Annotated in this window: 24 protein-coding genes and 2 pseudogenes; 18 read left to right on the plus strand and 8 right to left on the minus strand. The window is 41.7% G+C overall.

Annotated elements, in window-relative coordinates; translation table 11 throughout:
* Positions 1 to 405 precede the first annotated feature (405 nt).
* On the minus strand, positions 406 to 927 hold the full coding sequence (locus IM322_RS10195) for a 2'-5' RNA ligase family protein (protein WP_353737505.1): 522 nt from the start codon (positions 925 to 927) through the stop codon (positions 406 to 408).
* A gap of 189 nt (positions 928 to 1,116) precedes the next feature.
* Here IM322_RS10195 and IM322_RS10200 point away from each other — a divergent pair, with 189 nt between their 5' ends.
* The 12 genes from IM322_RS10200 (at position 1,117) to rpmE (ending at position 7,631) form a co-directional block, all read left to right on the plus strand.
* A complete protein-coding gene (locus tag IM322_RS10200) occupies positions 1,117 to 1,383 on the plus strand; it encodes a YciI family protein (protein ID WP_002736524.1) in 267 nt (88 codons plus the stop codon).
* Between the two features lie 307 nt (positions 1,384 to 1,690).
* Positions 1,691 to 2,347 (plus strand): DUF3782 domain-containing protein, encoded by a 657-nt coding sequence (locus tag IM322_RS10205; protein WP_287674256.1) that lies wholly within the window; start codon positions 1,691 to 1,693, stop codon positions 2,345 to 2,347.
* A gap of 314 nt (positions 2,348 to 2,661) precedes the next feature.
* On the plus strand, positions 2,662 to 2,892 hold the full coding sequence (gene infA, locus IM322_RS10210) for a translation initiation factor IF-1 (protein WP_002737109.1): 231 nt from the start codon (positions 2,662 to 2,664) through the stop codon (positions 2,890 to 2,892).
* Between the two features lie 127 nt (positions 2,893 to 3,019).
* Positions 3,020 to 3,133, plus strand: coding sequence for a 50S ribosomal protein L36 (gene rpmJ / locus IM322_RS10215; RefSeq protein ID WP_012593611.1), 114 nt, complete (start codon positions 3,020 to 3,022; stop codon positions 3,131 to 3,133).
* Between the two features lie 93 nt (positions 3,134 to 3,226).
* Positions 3,227 to 3,610, plus strand: a complete 384-nt coding sequence (gene rpsM, locus IM322_RS10220; protein ID WP_002735415.1) for a 30S ribosomal protein S13 — start codon at positions 3,227 to 3,229, stop codon at positions 3,608 to 3,610.
* Positions 3,611 to 3,649: 39 nt separating this feature from the next.
* Positions 3,650 to 4,042 (plus strand): 30S ribosomal protein S11, encoded by a 393-nt coding sequence (gene rpsK, locus IM322_RS10225; protein WP_286825371.1) that lies wholly within the window; start codon positions 3,650 to 3,652, stop codon positions 4,040 to 4,042.
* Positions 4,043 to 4,234: 192 nt separating this feature from the next.
* Positions 4,235 to 5,176, plus strand: a complete 942-nt coding sequence (locus IM322_RS10230) for a DNA-directed RNA polymerase subunit alpha (RefSeq protein ID WP_158200657.1) — start codon at positions 4,235 to 4,237, stop codon at positions 5,174 to 5,176.
* Positions 5,177 to 5,197: 21 nt separating this feature from the next.
* Positions 5,198 to 5,548: a 50S ribosomal protein L17 gene (rplQ, locus tag IM322_RS10235; protein WP_024970315.1), complete on the plus strand. Its 351-nt coding sequence runs from the start codon at positions 5,198 to 5,200 to the stop codon at positions 5,546 to 5,548.
* A 2-nt stretch (positions 5,549 to 5,550) separates the two neighbouring features.
* Positions 5,551 to 6,381 (plus strand): tRNA pseudouridine(38-40) synthase TruA, encoded by an 831-nt coding sequence (truA, locus tag IM322_RS10240; protein ID WP_287674258.1) that lies wholly within the window; start codon positions 5,551 to 5,553, stop codon positions 6,379 to 6,381.
* A gap of 123 nt (positions 6,382 to 6,504) precedes the next feature.
* Positions 6,505 to 6,960, plus strand: a complete 456-nt coding sequence (gene rplM / locus IM322_RS10245; protein WP_002735375.1) for a 50S ribosomal protein L13 — start codon at positions 6,505 to 6,507, stop codon at positions 6,958 to 6,960.
* Between the two features lie 4 nt (positions 6,961 to 6,964).
* Positions 6,965 to 7,378, plus strand: a complete 414-nt coding sequence (rpsI, locus tag IM322_RS10250) for a 30S ribosomal protein S9 (RefSeq protein WP_002737094.1) — start codon at positions 6,965 to 6,967, stop codon at positions 7,376 to 7,378.
* A gap of 19 nt (positions 7,379 to 7,397) precedes the next feature.
* Positions 7,398 to 7,631 carry a 50S ribosomal protein L31 gene (rpmE, locus tag IM322_RS10255; protein ID WP_002760058.1) on the plus strand — a complete coding sequence of 78 codons (234 nt, stop codon included), beginning with the start codon at positions 7,398 to 7,400 and terminating at the stop codon, positions 7,629 to 7,631.
* Positions 7,632 to 8,112: 481 nt separating this feature from the next.
* Here the strand turns inward: rpmE and IM322_RS10260 are convergent, their stop codons facing one another.
* From IM322_RS10260 to IM322_RS10280, 5 genes are all read right to left on the minus strand, one after another.
* Positions 8,113 to 10,014: a tetratricopeptide repeat protein gene (locus tag IM322_RS10260; RefSeq protein ID WP_287713193.1), complete on the minus strand. Its 1,902-nt coding sequence runs from the start codon at positions 10,012 to 10,014 to the stop codon at positions 8,113 to 8,115.
* Between the two features lie 70 nt (positions 10,015 to 10,084).
* Positions 10,085 to 10,432, minus strand: a complete 348-nt coding sequence (locus IM322_RS10265) for a hypothetical protein (RefSeq protein ID WP_287674262.1) — start codon at positions 10,430 to 10,432, stop codon at positions 10,085 to 10,087.
* A gap of 72 nt (positions 10,433 to 10,504) precedes the next feature.
* A complete protein-coding gene (locus IM322_RS10270) occupies positions 10,505 to 10,771 on the minus strand; it encodes a type II toxin-antitoxin system RelE family toxin (RefSeq protein ID WP_287674265.1) in 267 nt (88 codons plus the stop codon).
* Positions 10,772 to 10,774: 3 nt separating this feature from the next.
* Positions 10,775 to 10,972 carry a hypothetical protein gene (locus tag IM322_RS10275; protein WP_287674267.1) on the minus strand — a complete coding sequence of 66 codons (198 nt, stop codon included), beginning with the start codon at positions 10,970 to 10,972 and terminating at the stop codon, positions 10,775 to 10,777.
* Between the two features lie 156 nt (positions 10,973 to 11,128).
* Positions 11,129 to 11,629 (minus strand): hypothetical protein, encoded by a 501-nt coding sequence (locus tag IM322_RS10280; protein ID WP_287674268.1) that lies wholly within the window; start codon positions 11,627 to 11,629, stop codon positions 11,129 to 11,131.
* A 198-nt stretch (positions 11,630 to 11,827) separates the two neighbouring features.
* Here IM322_RS10280 and clpS point away from each other — a divergent pair, with 198 nt between their 5' ends.
* From clpS to IM322_RS10295, 3 genes are read left to right on the plus strand one after another with little or no spacing between them, the layout of a single operon-like run.
* Positions 11,828 to 12,115, plus strand: a complete 288-nt coding sequence (clpS, locus tag IM322_RS10285; RefSeq protein WP_002738526.1) for an ATP-dependent Clp protease adapter ClpS — start codon at positions 11,828 to 11,830, stop codon at positions 12,113 to 12,115.
* On the plus strand, positions 12,108 to 12,938 hold the full coding sequence (locus IM322_RS10290; RefSeq protein WP_287674270.1) for a CPBP family intramembrane glutamic endopeptidase: 831 nt from the start codon (positions 12,108 to 12,110) through the stop codon (positions 12,936 to 12,938). The genes clpS and IM322_RS10290 overlap by 8 nt, the downstream gene beginning before the upstream one ends.
* 52 nt (positions 12,939 to 12,990) lie before the next feature.
* Positions 12,991 to 14,508: an ammonium transporter gene (locus tag IM322_RS10295; RefSeq protein WP_287674271.1), complete on the plus strand. Its 1,518-nt coding sequence runs from the start codon at positions 12,991 to 12,993 to the stop codon at positions 14,506 to 14,508.
* Positions 14,509 to 14,519: 11 nt separating this feature from the next.
* On the opposite strand, the pseudogene IM322_RS10300 reads toward IM322_RS10295, so the two are convergent.
* Positions 14,520 to 16,771 (minus strand): annotated as a pseudogene (locus tag IM322_RS10300) (AAA-like domain-containing protein).
* Between the two features lie 176 nt (positions 16,772 to 16,947).
* Entirely contained in the window at positions 16,948 to 18,204 is a 1,257-nt protein-coding gene (locus tag IM322_RS10305; protein WP_287674274.1) for an AAA-like domain-containing protein, read from the minus strand.
* Positions 18,205 to 18,465: 261 nt separating this feature from the next.
* On the opposite strand from IM322_RS10305, the gene IM322_RS10310 reads away from it, so the two are divergent.
* From IM322_RS10310 to IM322_RS10320, 3 genes and pseudogenes are all read left to right on the plus strand, one after another.
* Entirely contained in the window at positions 18,466 to 18,621 is a 156-nt protein-coding gene (locus IM322_RS10310) for a hypothetical protein (protein WP_287674277.1), read from the plus strand.
* Between the two features lie 265 nt (positions 18,622 to 18,886).
* Complete coding sequence (locus IM322_RS10315; RefSeq protein WP_286825363.1) at positions 18,887 to 19,138, plus strand: hypothetical protein; 252 nt, start codon at positions 18,887 to 18,889, stop codon at positions 19,136 to 19,138.
* Positions 19,125 to 19,436 (plus strand): annotated as a pseudogene (locus IM322_RS10320) (hypothetical protein); the annotation flags it as partial. The gene IM322_RS10315 and the pseudogene IM322_RS10320, both read left to right, overlap by 14 nt.
* Positions 19,437 to 19,463: the final 27 nt, after the last annotated feature.

Genomic DNA, 19,463 nt, shown 5'->3' on the forward strand with positions numbered 1-19,463 from the left:
TATTCTAAGAAAAGTAAAGACAATGCTTAAATTAGATTTGAGCAGAGTTACTAGAGGCATCTTGACAATGCCCATCAGAATTAGATTTTGGTCTAATTCTGTGCTAGAATCTGCGTCGCTTTAGCGCGCAGAGTGTCAATAGAACCCCTTCCTCTGTAGATAGGGTCTGTTGAATAAATCTAAAAACCTTGTCGGATAACACTTTTGGACTTTTTTGACCTCAAAAAGTGCCTGACATTGGAGTGATCGGGGGGGAAATTTCAGGCACTTTTTCCCTGAAAATTAGGTAATTGACCACCTCAAAATGGTTAAAACCCCACACCCCACACCCCACACCCTACACCCTGTCCCCACTAAAAGACTTTTTGCCGCAAACCCTAGATAGAAACCTGCAAGGGTCTAGATTCATAGAGAAAATTGCCGATAAATTTCCCAGTGCTTACCGTTATGAATTAGGAGGGTAATTTCATCGATCATCACCTCAAAAAATAGCTCTTGATTAGCATATTTTGACCAAGCTTTCCAGAAATTATCTTTCGTTAAATCTCGGAAGCCCACGGTTAAATGGGGCGCAAAAGCTCGGCTTTTTGAGGCATTATTAATGATATTCAGGGAAGATTCTAGCTGCTGTAAAAGCCGTTTTTGCAGGGTTAATAATTCTGGGGTTTTCTGGACATTAATATAAATGACTCGCGGTTTAAAGGCGGCAAAATTCTGGAGAATTAGGGGAATAGGAGCGTGCAAGCGGGCAAATTCCTCTAAACATCTTTCTAAATCCGGTAATTGTCCTAAATTCCACCGGAAAGGGGGTTGGAGAGTGACGTGGGGAGGCGATTTCAGGGCGGCACGACTATTGTAAATTTCTGCAAACTCTAACTTGATTTTTGTGGCAATTTCCTGTACTTCTGGCGGCGGCAAAAGCGCAATAAAAAATAGAGACCCCTAGGGTTGATTCATGGAGACAAGCAAGGTAGAGAAATGAAGATATTATCTCGATTCTAGCAATCTTCAACAACTCTAGCTCATTGTATAGCTCTGTTACATTGCACCATTGAATGCCAAGATTAATCGGTATAATTATAGGGTTGTTAATCAGTCCTAGTCTCCTGAGAATTTATGCCCTGGTTTGTCAAGATAGAAAAAGGCATTGTTGATAAAACTACCTTCGATCGCTATGTCAGCGCCCATAAGGACTATGTGCGTGATTTAATTAGCCAAGGACGAGCAGCAAAAACCGGTTATTGGGCAGAAAGGGGCGGCGGAATGTTATTATTTAAGGCCGATTCTCTTGAGGAAGCTCAAGCAATTATAGTTCGCGATCCTTTAATCGAGAATGGTTGTGTGGAATACGAACTCCATGAATGGCGAATTGTCGTAGAATAGTCGGGTGAGCCATGGCACTTATCTGGTATCAATTGTGTAAAATATTTACTAATAAAAACAATTGGCTTAAATCAGTCTTTAAACCCCTAGCTTGATGATGACTTTTCTGATCAATATCTTTTTGAAGCTGTGTTCGGACCACTCAAATATCACTCTAACACAGAAAAAATCAGCCCTCCACAGGGAGAAATTAGCTCCACCGTGGGATAGGCATCTTGCCGGTCGGAAAACTGTTTCCTGGTTCCTCAATCTTTCACAAAACCATAAATTTATGATACAATAGCCGAATAGAGGTTAGATAAAAAAGATGAGCGAATCAGTAACAATTGCAGATATTTACCAATTGTTCCGCACTTCTGCTGAGGAGTTTGATCGCCGTTTAAGAGAAAGCGATCGCCGGATTGAGCAAGCCAGATTAGAAAGCGATCGCCGGATTGAGCAAGCCAAATTAGAAAGCGATCGCCAGATTGAGCAAGCCAAATTAGAAAGCGATCGCACTATAGCAGAACTGAAGCGTACAGTAGAACAAACCAACCGTGCGGTAAATAGCCTGACTACGCGATGGGGACGCTTTGTGGAAGAATTAGTCCAACCGGCGGTTTTGCGACTGTTTCAGGAAAAAGGTATTGATATTAAAGAAATTTATCCCCGCGCTAGGGTTAAACGTCAAGGTATTGCGATGGAAATTGATATCCTTGCCGTTGATGATACGGATGTTGTTTTGGTGGAATGTAAATCACGACTATCGAAAGATGATGTGGATGAATTTTTAGAAAAACTAACTCGCTTTAAAATTGCTTTTCCCCATTACAAAAACTATCAAGCTTACGGTGCAGTCGCTGGTATTGAAATTGACGAAGGTATAGACCGTTATGCCTATAATAAAGGACTATTTGTGATTAAACCTTCTGGGGATACAGTGGAGATTATTAATGATGAAAACTTTCGACCGAGGACTTGGTAAGGTAGTACAGGTATCTTGTCCTACGGCTATCTACAAATTAATTACACCCAGCTAATTAACTTGATTTTCGTCCGTTCATAGTAGTGAAAATGCGATGAATTGATTCAATCTTTCATAAAACCATAAATTTATGCCATATTGACCGAATATGGTGTCGGGAGCTTTTTGGCTGTGATCGGTAAACGGTAATCAGTGAACTGAAAACTCACATCCGATCAGTGATCACTGATAAGCTATACTGGGGAAATTGCGCTAACAGCACGGTTGCTGCTGCCTGTCGTTAAATTGTCTCTAGTGAAATTGAGGAATTAACTTTGTCTAAACAAGATCTAATTGAAATGGAAGGAACCGTCACCGAATCTTTGCCCAACGCCATGTTTAGGGTGGATTTAGATAACGGTTTCAACGTCTTAGCCCATATATCCGGCAAAATCCGCCGTAATTATATCAAAATCCTCCCCGGCGATCGAGTCAAAGTGGAACTGACCCCCTACGACCTAACCAAAGGCAGAATTACCTATCGCCTGAAAAATCAAAAAAAATAGTGACAAATAGGGGCAGAGAAGCCAAAAAGCCTAATAAGCGGCCAAATTTATTTTAAAAAAATAGGTGACACGGGTAAAAGAAATCTGATATAATAGTAAGCTTGCAGTGTTGCCAGAATAGTTAGGCATGAAAGTTAGAGCGTCTGTCAAAAAAATGTGCGAAAAGTGCCGCGTCATCCGTCGGCGCGGTCGAGTCATGGTAATTTGTTCTAACCCCAAACACAAGCAGAGACAAGGTTAACCCACCAAAGTCACTGTCTTGGGGCAGAGAATCGTTACCGTTAATTGTAGTCGTTTTTGGAAAAAAAATCGTTCATAGGGAGAAAGAAAAAGCGTGGCAAGGATAGCTGGTGTAGACCTACCTCGCGATAAGCGTGTGGAAATCGCCCTGACCTACCTCTACGGAGTGGGTCTATCGCGTTCCCAAGAAGTCTTATCTGCGACGGGTGTTAACCCTGACACTCGGGTCAAGGATCTCAGCGATGAAGACGTGGCGGCGCTACGGACTTATATCGAAACAAATTATCAAATCGAGGGGGATTTGAGACGCTGGGAGGCGATGAACATCAAACGCCTCGCCGATATCGGCACCTATCGAGGTCGTCGGCATCGGCTAGGATTACCCGTGCGCGGGCAACGGACGCGAACCAATGCGCGGACCCGTCGCGGTCGTCGGGTGACAGTGGCAGGGAAGAAAAAAGCCCCCTCCAAGAAATAATTTTTTATTCATTGCGATATCCCCCAATCAAGAAAAACTATGGCGCGACCAACCAAAAAAACCGGACCAAAAAAACAGAAGAAAAATATTCCTACCGGAGTCGCTCACATTCAATCGACCTTCAACAATACCATTGTCACGATCTCCGATACCAAAGGCGATGTGATCTCTTGGGCATCGGCGGGATCGAGTGGTTTTAAAGGAGCTAAAAAAGGAACCCCCTTCGCCGCCCAAACCGCCGCCGATAACGCCGCCCGCCGAGCGATCGAACAGGGAATGCGTCAACTAGAAGTGATGGTTAGTGGCCCTGGGGCAGGACGGGAAACCGCAATCCGGGCCCTGCAAGGAGCAGGATTAGAAATCACCCTGATTCGGGACGTGACCCCCATCCCCCACAATGGTTGTCGTCCTCCCAAACGCCGGAGAGTGTAAACAGTGAACAGCTTTTTCAGGTGACAGGGATCTTGAGGCCGGCAGCCGTTAGCTTTTCGCACATCAGCAGGAGAATCGGGTCGTCAAAGACCATCTGATCAAAAAACTGAACGCTGAACGTTAAATGCTGAACGCTAAGAAAACTGATAACTGATAACTGATAACTGATAACTGAACAAGGGAGGTCAATCGGTGGCGCAATTTCAAATCGAGTGTGTAGAAGCAAAAACTTACAAGAATCAGAGTCAGTACAGTAAATTTGTACTAGAGCCTCTGGAAAGAGGCCAGGGTACGACCGTAGGTAATGCCCTGAGACGGATTCTCATTTCCAATCTGGAAGGGGCGGCCGTGACGGCCCTGCGGATCGCGGGAGTCAATCACGAATTTGCCACCGTCCAGGGAGTACGCGAGGACGTGATGGAACTCATGCTCAACATGAAAGAAATCATCCTGAAAAGCTACACCAATCAAACCCAGATCGGGCGTTTAGTGGCAACTGGACCGGCGACGGTAGTGGCGGCACAATTCGATTTACCCTCAGAAGTCGAGATAGTCGATCGCAATCAGTACGTCGCTACCCTAGCCGAAGGGGCGAAGCTAGAGATGGAATTTCGCGTGGAAAAAGGCAAAGGCTACCGGGCGATCGATCGCAGTAAAGAAGAAGCCACTTCGCTAGACTTTCTGCAAATCGACTCGATTTTTATGCCCGTAACCAAAGTCAACTACAGCGTCGAAGATATCCGTTCCGAAAGCGGTCAAGCTAGAGATCGTCTGCTCTTGGAAATTTGGACAAACGGGAGCATTAACCCCAAAGAAGCCCTTTCCCAAGCGGCCGATATGCTAGTTAATCTCTTTAACCCGCTCAAGGATCTCAACGCCCTCGAATCTTCCGGTAACTTTGACGACCAAGAGATCAACCAAGAAAACCAAATTCCGATCGAGGAACTACAATTATCCGTGCGCGCCTACAATTGCCTGAAGCGAGCGCAGATCAACACCGTAGCCGACCTCCTCGATTACAGCCAAGAAGATCTCTTAGAAATCAAAAACTTTGGGCAGAAATCGGCTGAAGAAGTCATTGAAGCCCTACAAAAACGGTTAGGCATCACCCTACCCCAAGAAAAAAGCAAGTAAACCCAATTCCAGGAAAATACCATGAGACATCGATGTAAAGTGCCTCAATTGGGTCTGCCGGCTGACCAAAGAAAGGCACTGCTGCGCAGCTTGGCCACCCAGCTAATTCGCCACGGTCAGATCACCACCACCCTAGCGAAAGCGAAAGCGGTGCGAGCAGAGGTAGACCACATTATCACCCTAGCTAAAGACGGTTCCCTGAGCGCCCGTCGCCAAGCTATGGGCTACATCTACGATAAACAACTGGTTCACGCCCTCTTTGAAGGCGCACAAGCCCGTTATGGCGGTCGTAACGGCGGTTATACCCGGGTCGTGCGTACCCTGCGCCGTCGCGGGGATAATGCCCCCATGGCGATTATCGAACTGATGTAAAGATGACAGCTTGCCACCAGTCGCGGATCGCCCTAGTTATCCAGTATGTGGGAACTAATTTCCACGGTTGGCAACGGCAACCCCATCACAGGAGCGTGCAGGAAGAAATCGAGAAGGCTCTGGCCGATATTCTCGGTCATGACGTCACTCTGCACGGGGCCGGACGTACCGATAGCGGTGTTCACGCCGCCGCCCAAGTTGCCCATTTCGAGCAGCAGAGTCCGATCCCACCTTCCCATTGGGCCAAGGTTCTCAATGCTCGGCTAGATGAAGATATCGTCATTCGGGCCTCGGCCCGGGTTCCCGATCGCTGGCACGCCCGTTTCTCGGCCCTCTGGCGACGTTATCGTTACACCCTCTATACCGACCCCATCCCCAATCTATTTGTTAGCCCCTTTAGTTGGCACTACTACCATCGTCCCCTCGATGCCAATTTGATGGCTAGGGCCTTAAAGCCCCTATTGGGTAAGCACCATCTGGCCGCCTTTCACCGTGCTAACTCTAGTCGTGACCATTCCTGGGTAGAAGTACAAGGGGTGGAATGCTACCGTCAAGGGCCGTTTGTACAGATGGAAATTCAAGCCAATGGCTTTTTGTACGGGATGGTGCGCCTATTGGTGGGAATGTTGGTGGAGGTGGGAACTGGTGAGCGATCGCTAGAAAACTTTACCGACATCTGGGTCAATCAGCGCCGAGAATTGGTCAAATACGCCGCACCAGCTAAAGGACTATGTTTACTGCGGGTGGGTTACGCCGATTTTCCCTTTGCCGATAGCGTCTGGTTCGAGACTCAGCCTCTTTATTATTTCCGAGCAGAGGGGATAGGGGAATAGGGTAATGGGGGAATAGGGGAATTTCAACTAAAACCCAACACCCCAACACCCTAACACCCCAACACCCCAACACCCAGGTCGGCAATAAAAAAAATTATTTTTGTAAACCAAGGCAAACTCACCATGAACAAAACACCTCTACCAAATTTAGAGACTCTAGAGCAGAAATGGTACGTCATTGATGCGGCCGATCAGCGTCTAGGTCGTCTGGCCACCGAGATCGCTATGATTCTACGGGGCAAAAATAAAGCCACCTTCACCCCCCATCTGGATACGGGGGATTTTGTCATTGTTATTAACGCTGAAAAAGTGACGGTGACGGGCAAAAAACGCCAACAGAAAGTTTATCGCCGCGACTCCGGCAGACCGGGTGGTATGAAGGTAGAAAGCTTCGATAAACTGCAAAAACGCATTCCCGAACGGATTATCGAACACGCTGTTAAGGGAATGCTCCCGAAAAATAGCTTAGGTCGGAAATTGTTCACGAAACTGAAAGTTTATGCCGGTGCGGAACATCCCCATCAGGCACAACAACCGGAAGTTTTAGCGATTAATACGATTCCCGCAGGAGGAAATTAAGTCAATGCAAGCCACGGACAGTAAAAATAAGGTAGTTTATTGGGGAACGGGACGACGCAAATCGGCGGTCGCTTCCGTGCGTCTCGTGCCGGGGACGGGGGCCATTACCGTTAACGGTCGCGATGGAGAAACCCATTTTAACCGCATTCCCACCTATATCCAGACGATTAAGGCTCCTCTGGAGACTTTGGGACTGGAAAACGAGTATGATATCATCGTTAAGGCCGAGGGCGGTGGTTTGACCGGCCAAGCGGACGCGGTGAAATTGGGTGTCGCTAGAGCTTTATGTCAATTAGCGCCGGAAAATCGTCCTCCCCTCAAGAGTGAAGGTTATCTGACTCGGGATCCCCGGGCGAAGGAACGGAAAAAATACGGTCTTCACAAAGCGCGCAAAGCGCCTCAATACTCGAAACGTTAGGTTAATAGAGAGGTTTATTATGCCGAAAAAAATTCATCCTACTTGGTATCCGGAAGCTAAGGTGATCTGTAATGGTGAACTGGTGATGACGGTGGGTTCGACCAAACCAGAAATTCATGTGGAGGTTTGGTCGGGTAATCATCCTTTTTATACGGGAACCCAGAAGATGATCGATACGGAAGGCCGGGTCGATCGCTTCTTGCGTAAGTACAAAATGGGTGATAAGTCAAGTAAAAAGGCTGATCAGAAATAATTCTTTACTTTTGCCTTTTTGACCCGGTGGGGAAATTTTCCCGCCGGGTTTTTTGCTATTTTTAGGCTGGTAGGGTCAATATCCTAAATCCGGTTATTAAATGATTATTTATTCTCCCTTTTGCATCAGTGCCTGTCTTCATACAGCTTTTTTCATAAAGATGAAGTATAATCTAATTCGGTATTGGCGATCACATACTGTTGCCTACACCCTATTTTTAGACTCGCTCCCAGATTTACTAGCACAAGTTGCTCAAAAAGTCAAGCAAATAAAAGATACAGAGCAAAGACAAAATTTTGTCAGTTGTACGGGACTTTTTTGCGCGTATTTCAAGGAAGGCAGCAGCTTTATTCGATTTTTCTGAACTAGAAGATTGAGAAGCTTGGTTAGGATATCCCGGAAACTGAGCGCTTCCCGGTAGAACCGGGGAAGGAGATATATATTTTTTTACTTACCTGATACTTTTTAAGAGATTAACTGTCTAATCGGGGAATCTTTGCTGTAATTCTTCATCGGATAATCGCGACAACAGGATGATAAAATTTTCCGTTGCTGTTTGGGTATGGGGATGATTTTCTCCTAATCTTTCTCGATAAATAGCAATAGCTCTCACATACAACGGTTCCGCTTCTGCGTATTTGCCCTGGGATTCGTATAATTTTGCTAAATTATTGAGACTGTTAGCAACACTAGGATGGTTTTCTCCTAATCGCTGTTCCCTTAGAGAAAGGGAGCGCTTATACAACGGTTCCGCTTCTGCGTATCTGTCTTGGAAGCGGTATAATTCCGCTAAATTATTGAGACTGATAGCAACATCGGGATGGTTTTCTCCTAATACCTGTTCTGTCAGAGAAAGGGAGCGCTTATACAAGGGTTCCGCTTCTGTGTATCTGCCTTGGAAGCAGTATAATCCGGCTAAATTATTGAGACTGGTAGCAAAATAGAGATTGTTTTCTCCTAATAGCTGTTCTATCAGAGAAAGGCATCTCTTACACAAGGGTTCTGCTTCTGCGTATCTGCCTTGGTATTCGTATAGCACGGCTAAATTATTGAGACTTTGTGCAACATCGGGATGGTTTTCTCCTAATAGTTGTTCCCTTAGAGAAAGGGAGAGCTTATACAAGGGTTCCGCTTCTATGTATCTGCCTTGGCATTGGTATAATAGTGCTAAATTATTGAGACTGGTAGCAACAATGAGATTGTTTTCTCCTAATCGCTGTTTTATCAGAGAAAGGGAGTGCTTATACAAGGGTTCCGCTTCTGTGTATCTGCCTTGGAAGCAGTATAATCCTGCTAAATTATTGAGACTGGTAGCAACATGGGGATGGTTTTCTCCTAAGCGAGATTGGATTTCTTCACAACATTTTGTGAAGGTAACTGCTGCTAAATTATATTCTCCCTGTCCCTTATAAAACAAAGCTACCCCAAGAAACACCAAAATTAAATTATCTTCCGGGTTGGGAATATCATCTAACATTGTTTGACTGACAAGTTGCAGATGGGGAATTGCGGGAGTTACCGCTGCAATAATCTCCCTTGTGGGGGTTTGCGGGATATTTCCGGCAATAGTTAACAAAGTTTCCACAAAAGCGCATCGATAACGAGAATTTATCTCAGGAATTTCCTGTAATTGCCGTTGAAAAAATTCTCTCACGAGGGGATGAATCCGATAAAAAGAATAGTCCTCATCCACGGGTTGCATCAGATGAGAATTATCCAATTGTCCCCGTGCTTCTTCTAGTTCGCTTTCGGTAATTTCCGTGGATTTTGCCGTATCTTCTAGCAACGTCCAAGCAATAGCCACTGGTGCAAATAAACTCAACAGCATTGCCACTTTTTGACAAACAGAACTTAAATCATCCCAACTGATTTTAATTGCGGCTGCTACCCCTAAATGTCCATAATCTCTGTGGTTTCTTTCCTTAGTTAAAGCAGTATGAGCTAAATTTAATTTATCCCGTAAATGGCTAAACTTTAAATGACGATTTTTCGCTAAATATTCCCCCACTAACTCCACTGCTAAGGTTAAGTTTCCTAAAATTTCGTGACAAATCTGTTCTACTAAAGCTTTTTCTTGCTCAACTTTAGCAGTACCAACAATTTTGGTTAATAACTCTACACATTTATCTAAGGGTAAAACATCTAAAGCTATAGACTCAAATTCCGGACTAAGACACCTTTCCCTAGTGGTGACTAATATCTTAATCCTAGAATCTTTTGGTAACATTCGATCGGGAATTCTGTCGATATTGGGGACATCATCGAGAATTAATAATAATTTTCCCTGCTTAGGTAGCCAATTTTGCCAATACCAGTCCACTTGTTTTTCTAAAGATTCTTTTTTCAATATTTCTGGTAAAGATATAGCGTTTCCTGTTGACAAGAGGTACATTCTCAATCCTGAAAAGCTTAATCAGCAAAGGTTAAAGTGTGCCACACAGATGTGAGAACCGTTATAGATAGGAACCGGCTAATTTAACTATTTCTTCTGCTAAACCCGATAGTCGCAAGGATAACCAATATTGTGCCGCGTATTCCTGTTGGTATCGTTTCGCATATTCCAAAGCTAAAGCGGTTTTTCCTATTCCCCCTAACCCTTCCACTGCACAAACAATCACCCCTTGTTCTGTTTGCAATTGCTGATGAATTAAGGTTAACTCATCTTCCCTCCCGACAAAATTAACCGTACTTTTGCCCACATTACTAGGGACAGCTTGACGTTCTTTTGGTTCGGGAATACTCAGATTAAAAGTATTATTTTGATTGTTATCAGTTCCATCTTGCTCAATATTAATTTTCATTTTTAATTCTCTCTAAAAATAATTATCTTTGCTCAAAATAAATCTAATATAAAATTAATATTAATGAGGTTTTTAAGGAAAATAACGATACATTTCTTTTCGGTGTAGAAGACGAACCAAGGCGACAATATCTTGCTCTAAATATAAACCAAGACGATAATCCCCAATCCGAATGCGATAACATCCTCGATACCCTTGAATCGCTTTGACATTACGCAACTCGGTTAAACTCTTGGCTGATTCTATCTCCTCAATAATTGCCTGAATTTGTCGCTTAATTTTACGATCTTTGAGATGGCGTAGATCTGTCTGAAAGCTTTTACGAAATTCAATATTCATCTCTTATTCTTTTAACAGAGTCAAAATTTCATCACGACTGACATTGTTACTATCTTTTCCCTCTTGAATTGCCCTAGCCATAGCCGTATCTTCCAGCACTTCATAAATTAACTCTTTTAGTAAATCCTTTTCTTGTATTAATAACTCATAGAGTAACTCTTTTAATATTGGTTTTAACGCTTCCGCTTGCGATTCTGACATAAATTACCTCTTGTCTTTGATAATAACTATTTTCAATGATAACATTTACTGGGTTTACCTTTCACAGATTAAAGATGTTGTTCTGTGTATTACCAATTCCTGATTGACTAATATTAATTGTCCGATCGATACTGGCCAAGCTTTTAGAGGGAATACTTACTTTTTTAGCCGATTTTTCACCCCTGCAATCGCACGATTAAATGTGGGAAAATAACGCCTAAAAGTTGACTCAGTATCTAATTCCGCTTCGTAGGTGAAGGAAACAAAAGGAGGTATAGTAGATAGGGCCGCTTTTAATTTGGCTGCTGCCGATCGCTCTGGTTGATTGAGTTTAGCCAGAATTTGGTTTAATAATTCTAAGATTTGTGGAGAAGCAAGTTGATCGGGTGGTTCTGTGGTAATTGCTGTCACTTCTGTGATAATTGCTGCTACCATTACCTCGGCATCAGGAAAGGACGCTTCTTGACTGTCGCTGGCGATTAAATCCCATTTTTCTCGTTCAAAATCCCGAATTTTTCGGCGTAAATCTTCGATCTGCTGCTCGATCCTAACTTGTTCTTCCGGTGCGATTGTAACTAAAGTGTTTCGCTTTCCCGCTAATTGTTGTTTTAAGCGCTGAATATTCTCTTCGAGGTTTTGTAATTCGTCAGTAGCCATGGGAAAATAAGCTTAAATTAGCCAATTAATTCAATTATGATCTATCTATCTAGAAATGTCATTCCTTTGGCTGCCCCCCACTCCCCAACACCCAACCCCTCACGGATCACCGAAAAAGCCTAGCTCAATCTGGAAATTTTGATTATGATCATTAGTAATTGACCTGTATTTGTGATATAGATTCAAAGGAGAGAAACGGTGTCCACAGAAGTCATCGAAAAGCGTTCCACAGCGACAATCCGTAAACCAGCACCGCGTTATCGCGTTTTACTCCACAATGACGACTTTAACTCGATGGAGTATGTGGTTCAGAGTTTAATGCAAACGATCGCCGGTATGACGCAACCCCAAGCAGTCGATATCATGATGGAAGCGCACACTAATGGTACGGCCTTGGTGATTACCTGCATCCAAGAACACGCGGAATTTTACTGTGAAACCTTGAAAAATAAAGGTTTAACCAGCAGTATCGAACCCGATGAATAAAAGATTACGGGTAATTGCCACTTACCCAGTCCCCCTGCGACTGGGAATTTTTATTTTGCTCTTACTTTTTCTCTGGTTGCCGATCGCACTTCCCCTCTATCACTTTTTTGCCACTAATGCTAATCTGGTCTCAATTTTGACCCTTTCTGTTCTCTATCTGGAATTTTTGGGGTTATCCCATTGGTGGGGACGGACAATTTATGGTGATGAGGGATTAGCCGATTATGGGTTGATTTGGCGAAGAAAAACGCCGATCGAGTTAATTAACGGGTTAGCGATCGGTTTATTTTTCACTTTCTCGCTTTTTCTGTCCCAAGCGTTCCTAGGTTGGTTAAATTTCTTACCCGCAAATCCCCAAATCGGCAAAATCATCCTGGAGGGGTTTTTAGTCGCTTTAGCGGTGGGTTTTGCTGAAGAATTGCTATTTCGGGGCTGGTTACTGGGAGAATTAGAAAAGGATTATCGTCCCGCTATCGCTCTAGTGATTAGTGCCTTAATTTTCGCTCTTGCTCACTTTATTAAACCTTTAGCCGAAATTATCCGCACTTTTCCCCAATTTCCTGCCTTAGTCTTGCTAGGATTAATTCTCGGTTGGGCAAAACGCGCTTGTGGTGGTAGTTTGGGTAAAAGTATCGGTCTGCACGCGGGTTTAATCTGGGCATACTATATATTAAACGTCGGCCAGTTAATTAAATACACTGGTACTGTTCCCGATTGGTTAACTGGAATCGATAAAAATCCTTTAGCGGGAGTGATGGGTTTACTTTTCCTGACAATTCTCGCTATCTGGATCAGAAAAAAAGCAGTTGTGAGTGAACGATAGGGGATTAAATCAATTACTATAAAGGGGAAATTGCCCATGAGACTTATAGCCGATGAATCGATTATTATCTTTTCTAGAATATCGCCCGCGTTTGCGTAATATCCTATCTTTTTGTTTCTCTCTTATCGTCATGCTGTTGATCGGTGTAGGCAAAGTCACAGCACAAGATTTAAATAATTCTACTCTGGATTTAGTTGCTAATCTCTGGATGTTAATAGCCGGCTCTTTAGTATTCTTTATGAATGCGGGTTTTGCCATGCTGGAAACGGGTTTTTGTCGTACTAATAACGCCACTAATGTCTTAGCTAAAAACCTAATTGTCTTCTGTGTTTCTGCCTTGGCTTATTGGACGGTTGGTTTCGGTTTAATGTTTGGCGATACATCTGCACTAAAGAATAGTTTCTCTGGTGGTACAGGATTTTTATTGGAAATTTTAACCCCCAATAATCAATACAGTCAATTCCAAGAAGTGTGGCCAGGTCGTTCAATTGCTACTTTATTTTTCTTTCAATTAACTTTTGCGGGAACTGCGGCGACCATTGTATCGGGAGCAGTGGCAGAAAGAGTTAAATTTTGGGCATTTTTGCTATTTAGTTTCTGTTTAGTCGCTTTTTCTTATTCTCTTACAGGACATTGGATTTGGTCATCAGAAGGATGGTTATATAACTTATTTAAGTTTCGAGATTTTGCCGGTTCAACGGTGGTGCATTCGGTGGGAGGAATGGCCGGATTAGTGGGTGCTTGGTTACTAAAACCGAGGGATGGACGCTTTGGTTATAATCGCAAAACCGATAGTTATGAAGAAAAAGAAAGAGGAAATTTTGCTCCCCATCAGTTAGGGTTTGCAACTCTTGGTTGTTTAATTCTTTGGTTAGGATGGTTTGGTTTTAATGGTGGTTCGGCGGTAAATTTGAATGATGTCCCCATGGCAATTACCACCACGATGATTGCCGCTGCCACGGGAGGAGTTTTGGCATTAATTCTTAATCCTTTAATTGGCCGCAAAGCCAGTTTATCCACAATTATTAATGGCATTTTAGGGGCATTAGTGGGGATTACGGCATCCTCAGGTTATGTTAATATCAAATCAGCTATTATCATTGGTGGCATTAGTGGCATTATTGTCTTATTAGGAGAAGAATTTTTAATTAAAACTAAAGTGATTGATGATCCAGTGGGAGCAATTCCAGTACATCTTTTTTGTGGTTTTTGGGGAACAATGGCGGTGGGTTTCTTTAGTACCAAAGATGCGGGAGAATTCGCCAATGGATTAACACAGGATAATTGGCTATCTCAAGTTTTTTTTCAAGTTTTTGGATGGATTATAGTTATGGCATTTACCTTTATTTTTAGTTTAATTCTCTGGCTCATGATTGGCAATGTCCTCTATTGTATGCAAGCAATTGTTTTACGTCAAAAGAACCCACAGGTTAATTTTTATCCTGTTAGAAGGAGTCAATCCTTCAATATTATTCAAATATTCTCCCTATTTTGGTCACGGGGAAGGGAAGGAATCCGGGTATCATTATCCGAGGAATTAAAAGGTGGTGATGGGGTATTTAGTGATTGAAAAATTAATGTTTATTTAATAAGTTTTTGGCAATCTGGATTATCTTGCAAAGCTCGATCGATATCCGATTTCCAAGCTCTGTCATTATACCAACGTTTTGCCCAAAATTGAGCTTCTTTAAAGTTATCAGAAGTTGGCGGGATTTTGCACAAAATTTCAAAAGCACCTTCTCTACCCGGCACATCAGCGACAAAATTATCGGCAGCTAGTCCTATTGCTTGCTGAATTAACCTTAATTCATTTAATTGAGTCCCACACTTGTCAGGAAACTGATTACCTTGTTTCTTTTTCAAGTCTTGCAGTTGTTGAATATTCTTTTCTAAGGTAATATTAAAATCTCGTTTAGTACAAATTTCTGGAATACTAGGTGAAGGTGTCACCACGACATTAGGAGTCTGTTCAGGAGTCTTGAATGACCAGAAAGTAAATCCAATAAAACCTAATAGTGCCAAGAAAGATAACACTTTAGTTAAATCAGCAGGAGAATTTTCCACCTCAACTAATTTTTCTAGTTCTTGTCTAACCCATTGAACATTAAATACCTCTTTATAAATTCGATTAGTCACTTCTAGATAATCATCATTTTTAATCACTAATTCAGCTTGCTGAAGTGCCAATTTTTCCAGTTTGTTATCAGCAAATACTCTCCCCTGCAAAATATCTTGATATATTTCTAATGTTGACCTAACATTTTTATCAGGAGTTAAGAGACTGTTTTGTATTTTCTGGAGATGGGCTGCCGCTTTATTTTGTAACCAATTTTCTACAATATATTTCTGAATCAATTGTTCAATTTTTGTTTTTTCTTGTCCTTCCCGTAACTCGTTTTTATTGTCAATTAGCAAACGAATAACTATTTCTGTTAACTCCAAGTTACCACTCGTCCAAGCTAGAATTTCCTCAATTAAAGCTGCTCTTTGATTCTCTTCAAATTCGGGCGTTAATTTTTCTTCAGCCAGTTGATATGCTTGCCCTTGACGTGCTATCTGTGCTTTTCGTTTGGCGGCGATTTCACTTAACTCTAAAAAACGCTTTTCTGACTCATTAATATCTTGATTTTCACTCCATTTTAAAGCTTCTTCTAAATCTTGATCAGAAAGAAGTTTAGTGGCATCTTCCCCTGAATTTAACCAAACTTCGTACTTGTCAATGTATGGAGGTATTTTATTTAATTCCGTTGTCACCCAAGTTTCATTAAAAACATTTCTATAAATCTTATTATAAACTTTTAACTTTTGTTGGTCTTGAACTACCAATCCCGTCAAGCGTAATTCTATTTGGTCGGGACTACCATCATCGGGAATTTCACCATTTCTTAAAATTTCTTGGTAAAGCTTCAGCATTCTTCTACCCGTGACACGGTTATTTAATAAACGATTCCGAATAGTTTTTAGGTGTTCTGGACTATCTTGAGATACCCAGTTACTAATTACTTGCGACTGGATAAAATCGCCGACATTAATCGGGTTTACTGGGGATTCCCCGCCAAATCCAGTGCGAGATGTGGAGATTAAATGACAAATTTTTTGAGTTAAAAATGGTTGTCCACCTGTCCATTCTATAACCTCCTCTAAAACCCCTTGTGGATTGGGAACTTTGTCCTGCAATCCCTCGGCCAGTTTTCTGGCATCCTTTATAGTAAATCCAGATAATCGAATATCTTGACCAATATTAAAAGGACTACGATAATTATCTTGAATAAAGTTAGAAACTGCCGCTACCCCTAACATACAAAAGGTTAGACGTTGGTAATCCCTATTATGAGGACGTTTTTCATGACAGCTACGCAGCCAACAAAGAAAGCATCTGTGGAAAAATTTAAACTCAGAACGCTATCAATTTCATCGAAACAGATAACAATAGGTCGGGATACTTCCTTTAAGAGAATTTCCTCAACAAATTGATCAAGACGATTAATAGGTGATTTATACTCTCGTTCATTCCACCAAGCTTGCTGTTTGTCCCGAATAGAAAGATCAAATCGTTTAACCAGTTGCTCAAATAATACTCGATACCAAATATCTTCGGATATGTTTTTTCCTGAACTACTCAAATCAATGGTAGCACAATCAATATTATCCTCTTGCAGTCGTTTTTGTGTCTGTCCCCACAAACTTGATTTTCCCATCTGACGGGAATTCAACACATAGCAATACTGTCCATTTTTTAGATAGTTATAAAATAGATCATCTGCTTCCCGCTTGATATAACTAGGTGCATCTAGGGGGACGCTGCCTCCAACATGATAAAAATTGGTCGCCATAGGATTAAAATTAGCAATTTGTCTGATTGGTTAAGTTCGATGAATAATTTAATCAAAGGTTATCTGTCCCTAAGCTAGTCCGCATTTAAAGTTCTGGGTTCGATGGGGGAACGGGGAACAGGTGAAAACGAATATCAGATTTAGATGTACAACAGTTTAACTCAATATATCGGATTTTAGGCGGATAAGCGATACCTAAAATAGTCGCTGTATAGTGGATAACGGGGTTGAACAGCATTCTGCACAAAGGTTACTAATCCTAAACTATGAAGTTGCCAATTAATTGTTGCACCTAAATCAACGGGAGAAGACGACTCTACAACCTTTTTCATTCCTGCTGCTAGGTTTGGATGTTCTTGTAAGTTTAGCAAATGTCCTCGTAAATGATCCCCATAAATTCCCGCTTCCGTGGCTGCTGTCTGTTCAAAATCTGCTAAAGACAGCTGTTTTTGGGTAATTGCATAAAGCGCTTTTTGGATTAAATAGGGATGTCCCCCAACAAGATTAATTATTTTTTGCAGTTCATCTTTTCCCAAGTTAGCCTGATATTTATTGGCTAGAGTCAAGACCTGTTCTGGAGTAAAATCAGGTAACAGGATTTCTGTTCCCACATTCAAAGGAGATGTATTCAGGTCAGCAGGAACATAATTTTCTGTGGAATAGGTGATAATTAAGTGTAACTTTTGCCAAGTATTATTATTTTTTGCATCCTCATGCCAAAGACGAAATAAACTAAGGAAATCGTCGGCAACGCTTGCATAAACAAAGAGACTATCTATCTCCTCTAAAACTAAAATTAGGGGTTTATCCAGCTTTTTGAGCAAATGATCTTCAAAATAGGCAGTACAGCTATAAATTCCTAATCCTTCTTGCCATTTTTCTTCAAAGAGATTTGCTAACCCTAATTTCTTGGAAATAATCAAAGCAAACCAAGAGAGCAATCGGTCTAAATCGCCGAGAATTCCTTTACTTGCTTGTAAAAAACTCAAACTGACGGTTTTATACTCTCTTTTGTCAACTTGAATCAAAATTCTATCGACTAATAGGGTTTTACCCATCCCCTTAGCTGATTTAATCCGCAACAATGAACCTGCTTGACTCACCGTCTCCAGACAAAGCTGTTCCACTGGAGGACGTTCAACATACTTGGACAAATCCGCGGCCCGGTTTTCTCCCTCATCCTCAGACATGGCAGCCGGTGTTTCCTCCAACTCATCCCAGTCAGCGATTTCTCGATAATCAAGGTCTAATTTTTGACAAATTTCATAAAAATTAAGATTGCTAATCGATTTACCGTTAAGAAAAAGACTAACAGTCGATTTTGCTAACCCTAACTCCTCAGCAAGCAGCTGTTGAGTTGCGTAACTATTGCGTTTAACTGCTTGTTTGACTCTAGGGATATATTCTGATTTTACTTTAAGCGATCGCCCCATAACCGTCAAGATTATTGAAAAATGAATGACAACCTAATCTTATCTCAAATAAATCAAACGTATCTCAGACATTTACTCAAACGTATCGCCAAAAACTCAGACATATCTCAGACATTTTAAATTGTTCTATCAGAACCTATAGATTCAGATACAACTTAGTCTTCAAATAAAGGTCAGACAAATTATATTTGTATATCAGATATAGACTCATGCTTTGATAGCCGACACTAAGAATGCAAAATATATTCTGGATCAACCACCATGCGTTCCGTGAAAAAATGCCTATCTATAGCTTTCATCACCGTAGGCCTATTGCTCCCTTTCTGGGGAGATGGAGTCCAAGAAGAAGCCAAACCAAAATTTGTGGATCTTCTCGAAATTGTGATTCAAGCCATAAAAATATTCGACAAGGAATAAGTCGGGAGGCACAATTATTTGTAGGATGGGTTAGCGGTAGCGTAACCCATGCGGGGGTTGGGTTGAAGCATGAAACCCAACCTACGTTCATCTTATATTTAATTCCACCCACCTACTTAACAAAGAAAGGGCGTACGCTATACGCCTCTACCAATACTATAATCAGTACAGACATGAACTAGGCTCATGTCCATCTGACTTGATTGACGTTTTATCTAATTTGGTTTATACCCCTCAGCAACATTCCTAAATTTATTGGAATTTTATGGCTAAAACAACTGATACCTATTATTTAACCTCCGCGGAGAAGTCTCTTTTATCTGATTTACTCAAAGTTAGGGCTGCCACTGCCTTGAGCTTTGAAATTGAAACAGATAGAATTGGAGAAGCTGACTTACAAGATAAATTAGAAAAACTAGCGGAAAAAGGCTATATCTCAGTTAGTGAACAAGAAAACTACAAAATCTTTACTCCCACTTGGAAAACTCGTTGGCTGAGGGTAAATGGTATTTTGTAGTCAGGTTCTAACGGAATTAGATAAGTTTCCTTTTTTCAGTTCATTCACCCATTACCTATTTTTGGTAGATTCTCAGACAACTGCTGCCACCGACCTTTCTAGTGAAATACAGAAATTTGTGGAAGGACATCGGTGGTCTTTTGTGTTTGCTTCGATAATTATTGGAGTAGCAGTTGAAACTAGAATTAGCTATTTCTCAGCTTTTAGGATTCGTCATTTATTTCCCGATTTTAAAAAGGATTTTTTAAAGACTTTTTTTCATTTATTAATTGTCAAAATTGTTACATCAATACTCTTATAAGTAGTCGGACATATAGCGGTTCTC

The organism is Microcystis sp. M109S1, assembly GCF_020247025.1.
Classification (GTDB): domain Bacteria; phylum Cyanobacteriota; class Cyanobacteriia; order Cyanobacteriales; family Microcystaceae; genus Microcystis.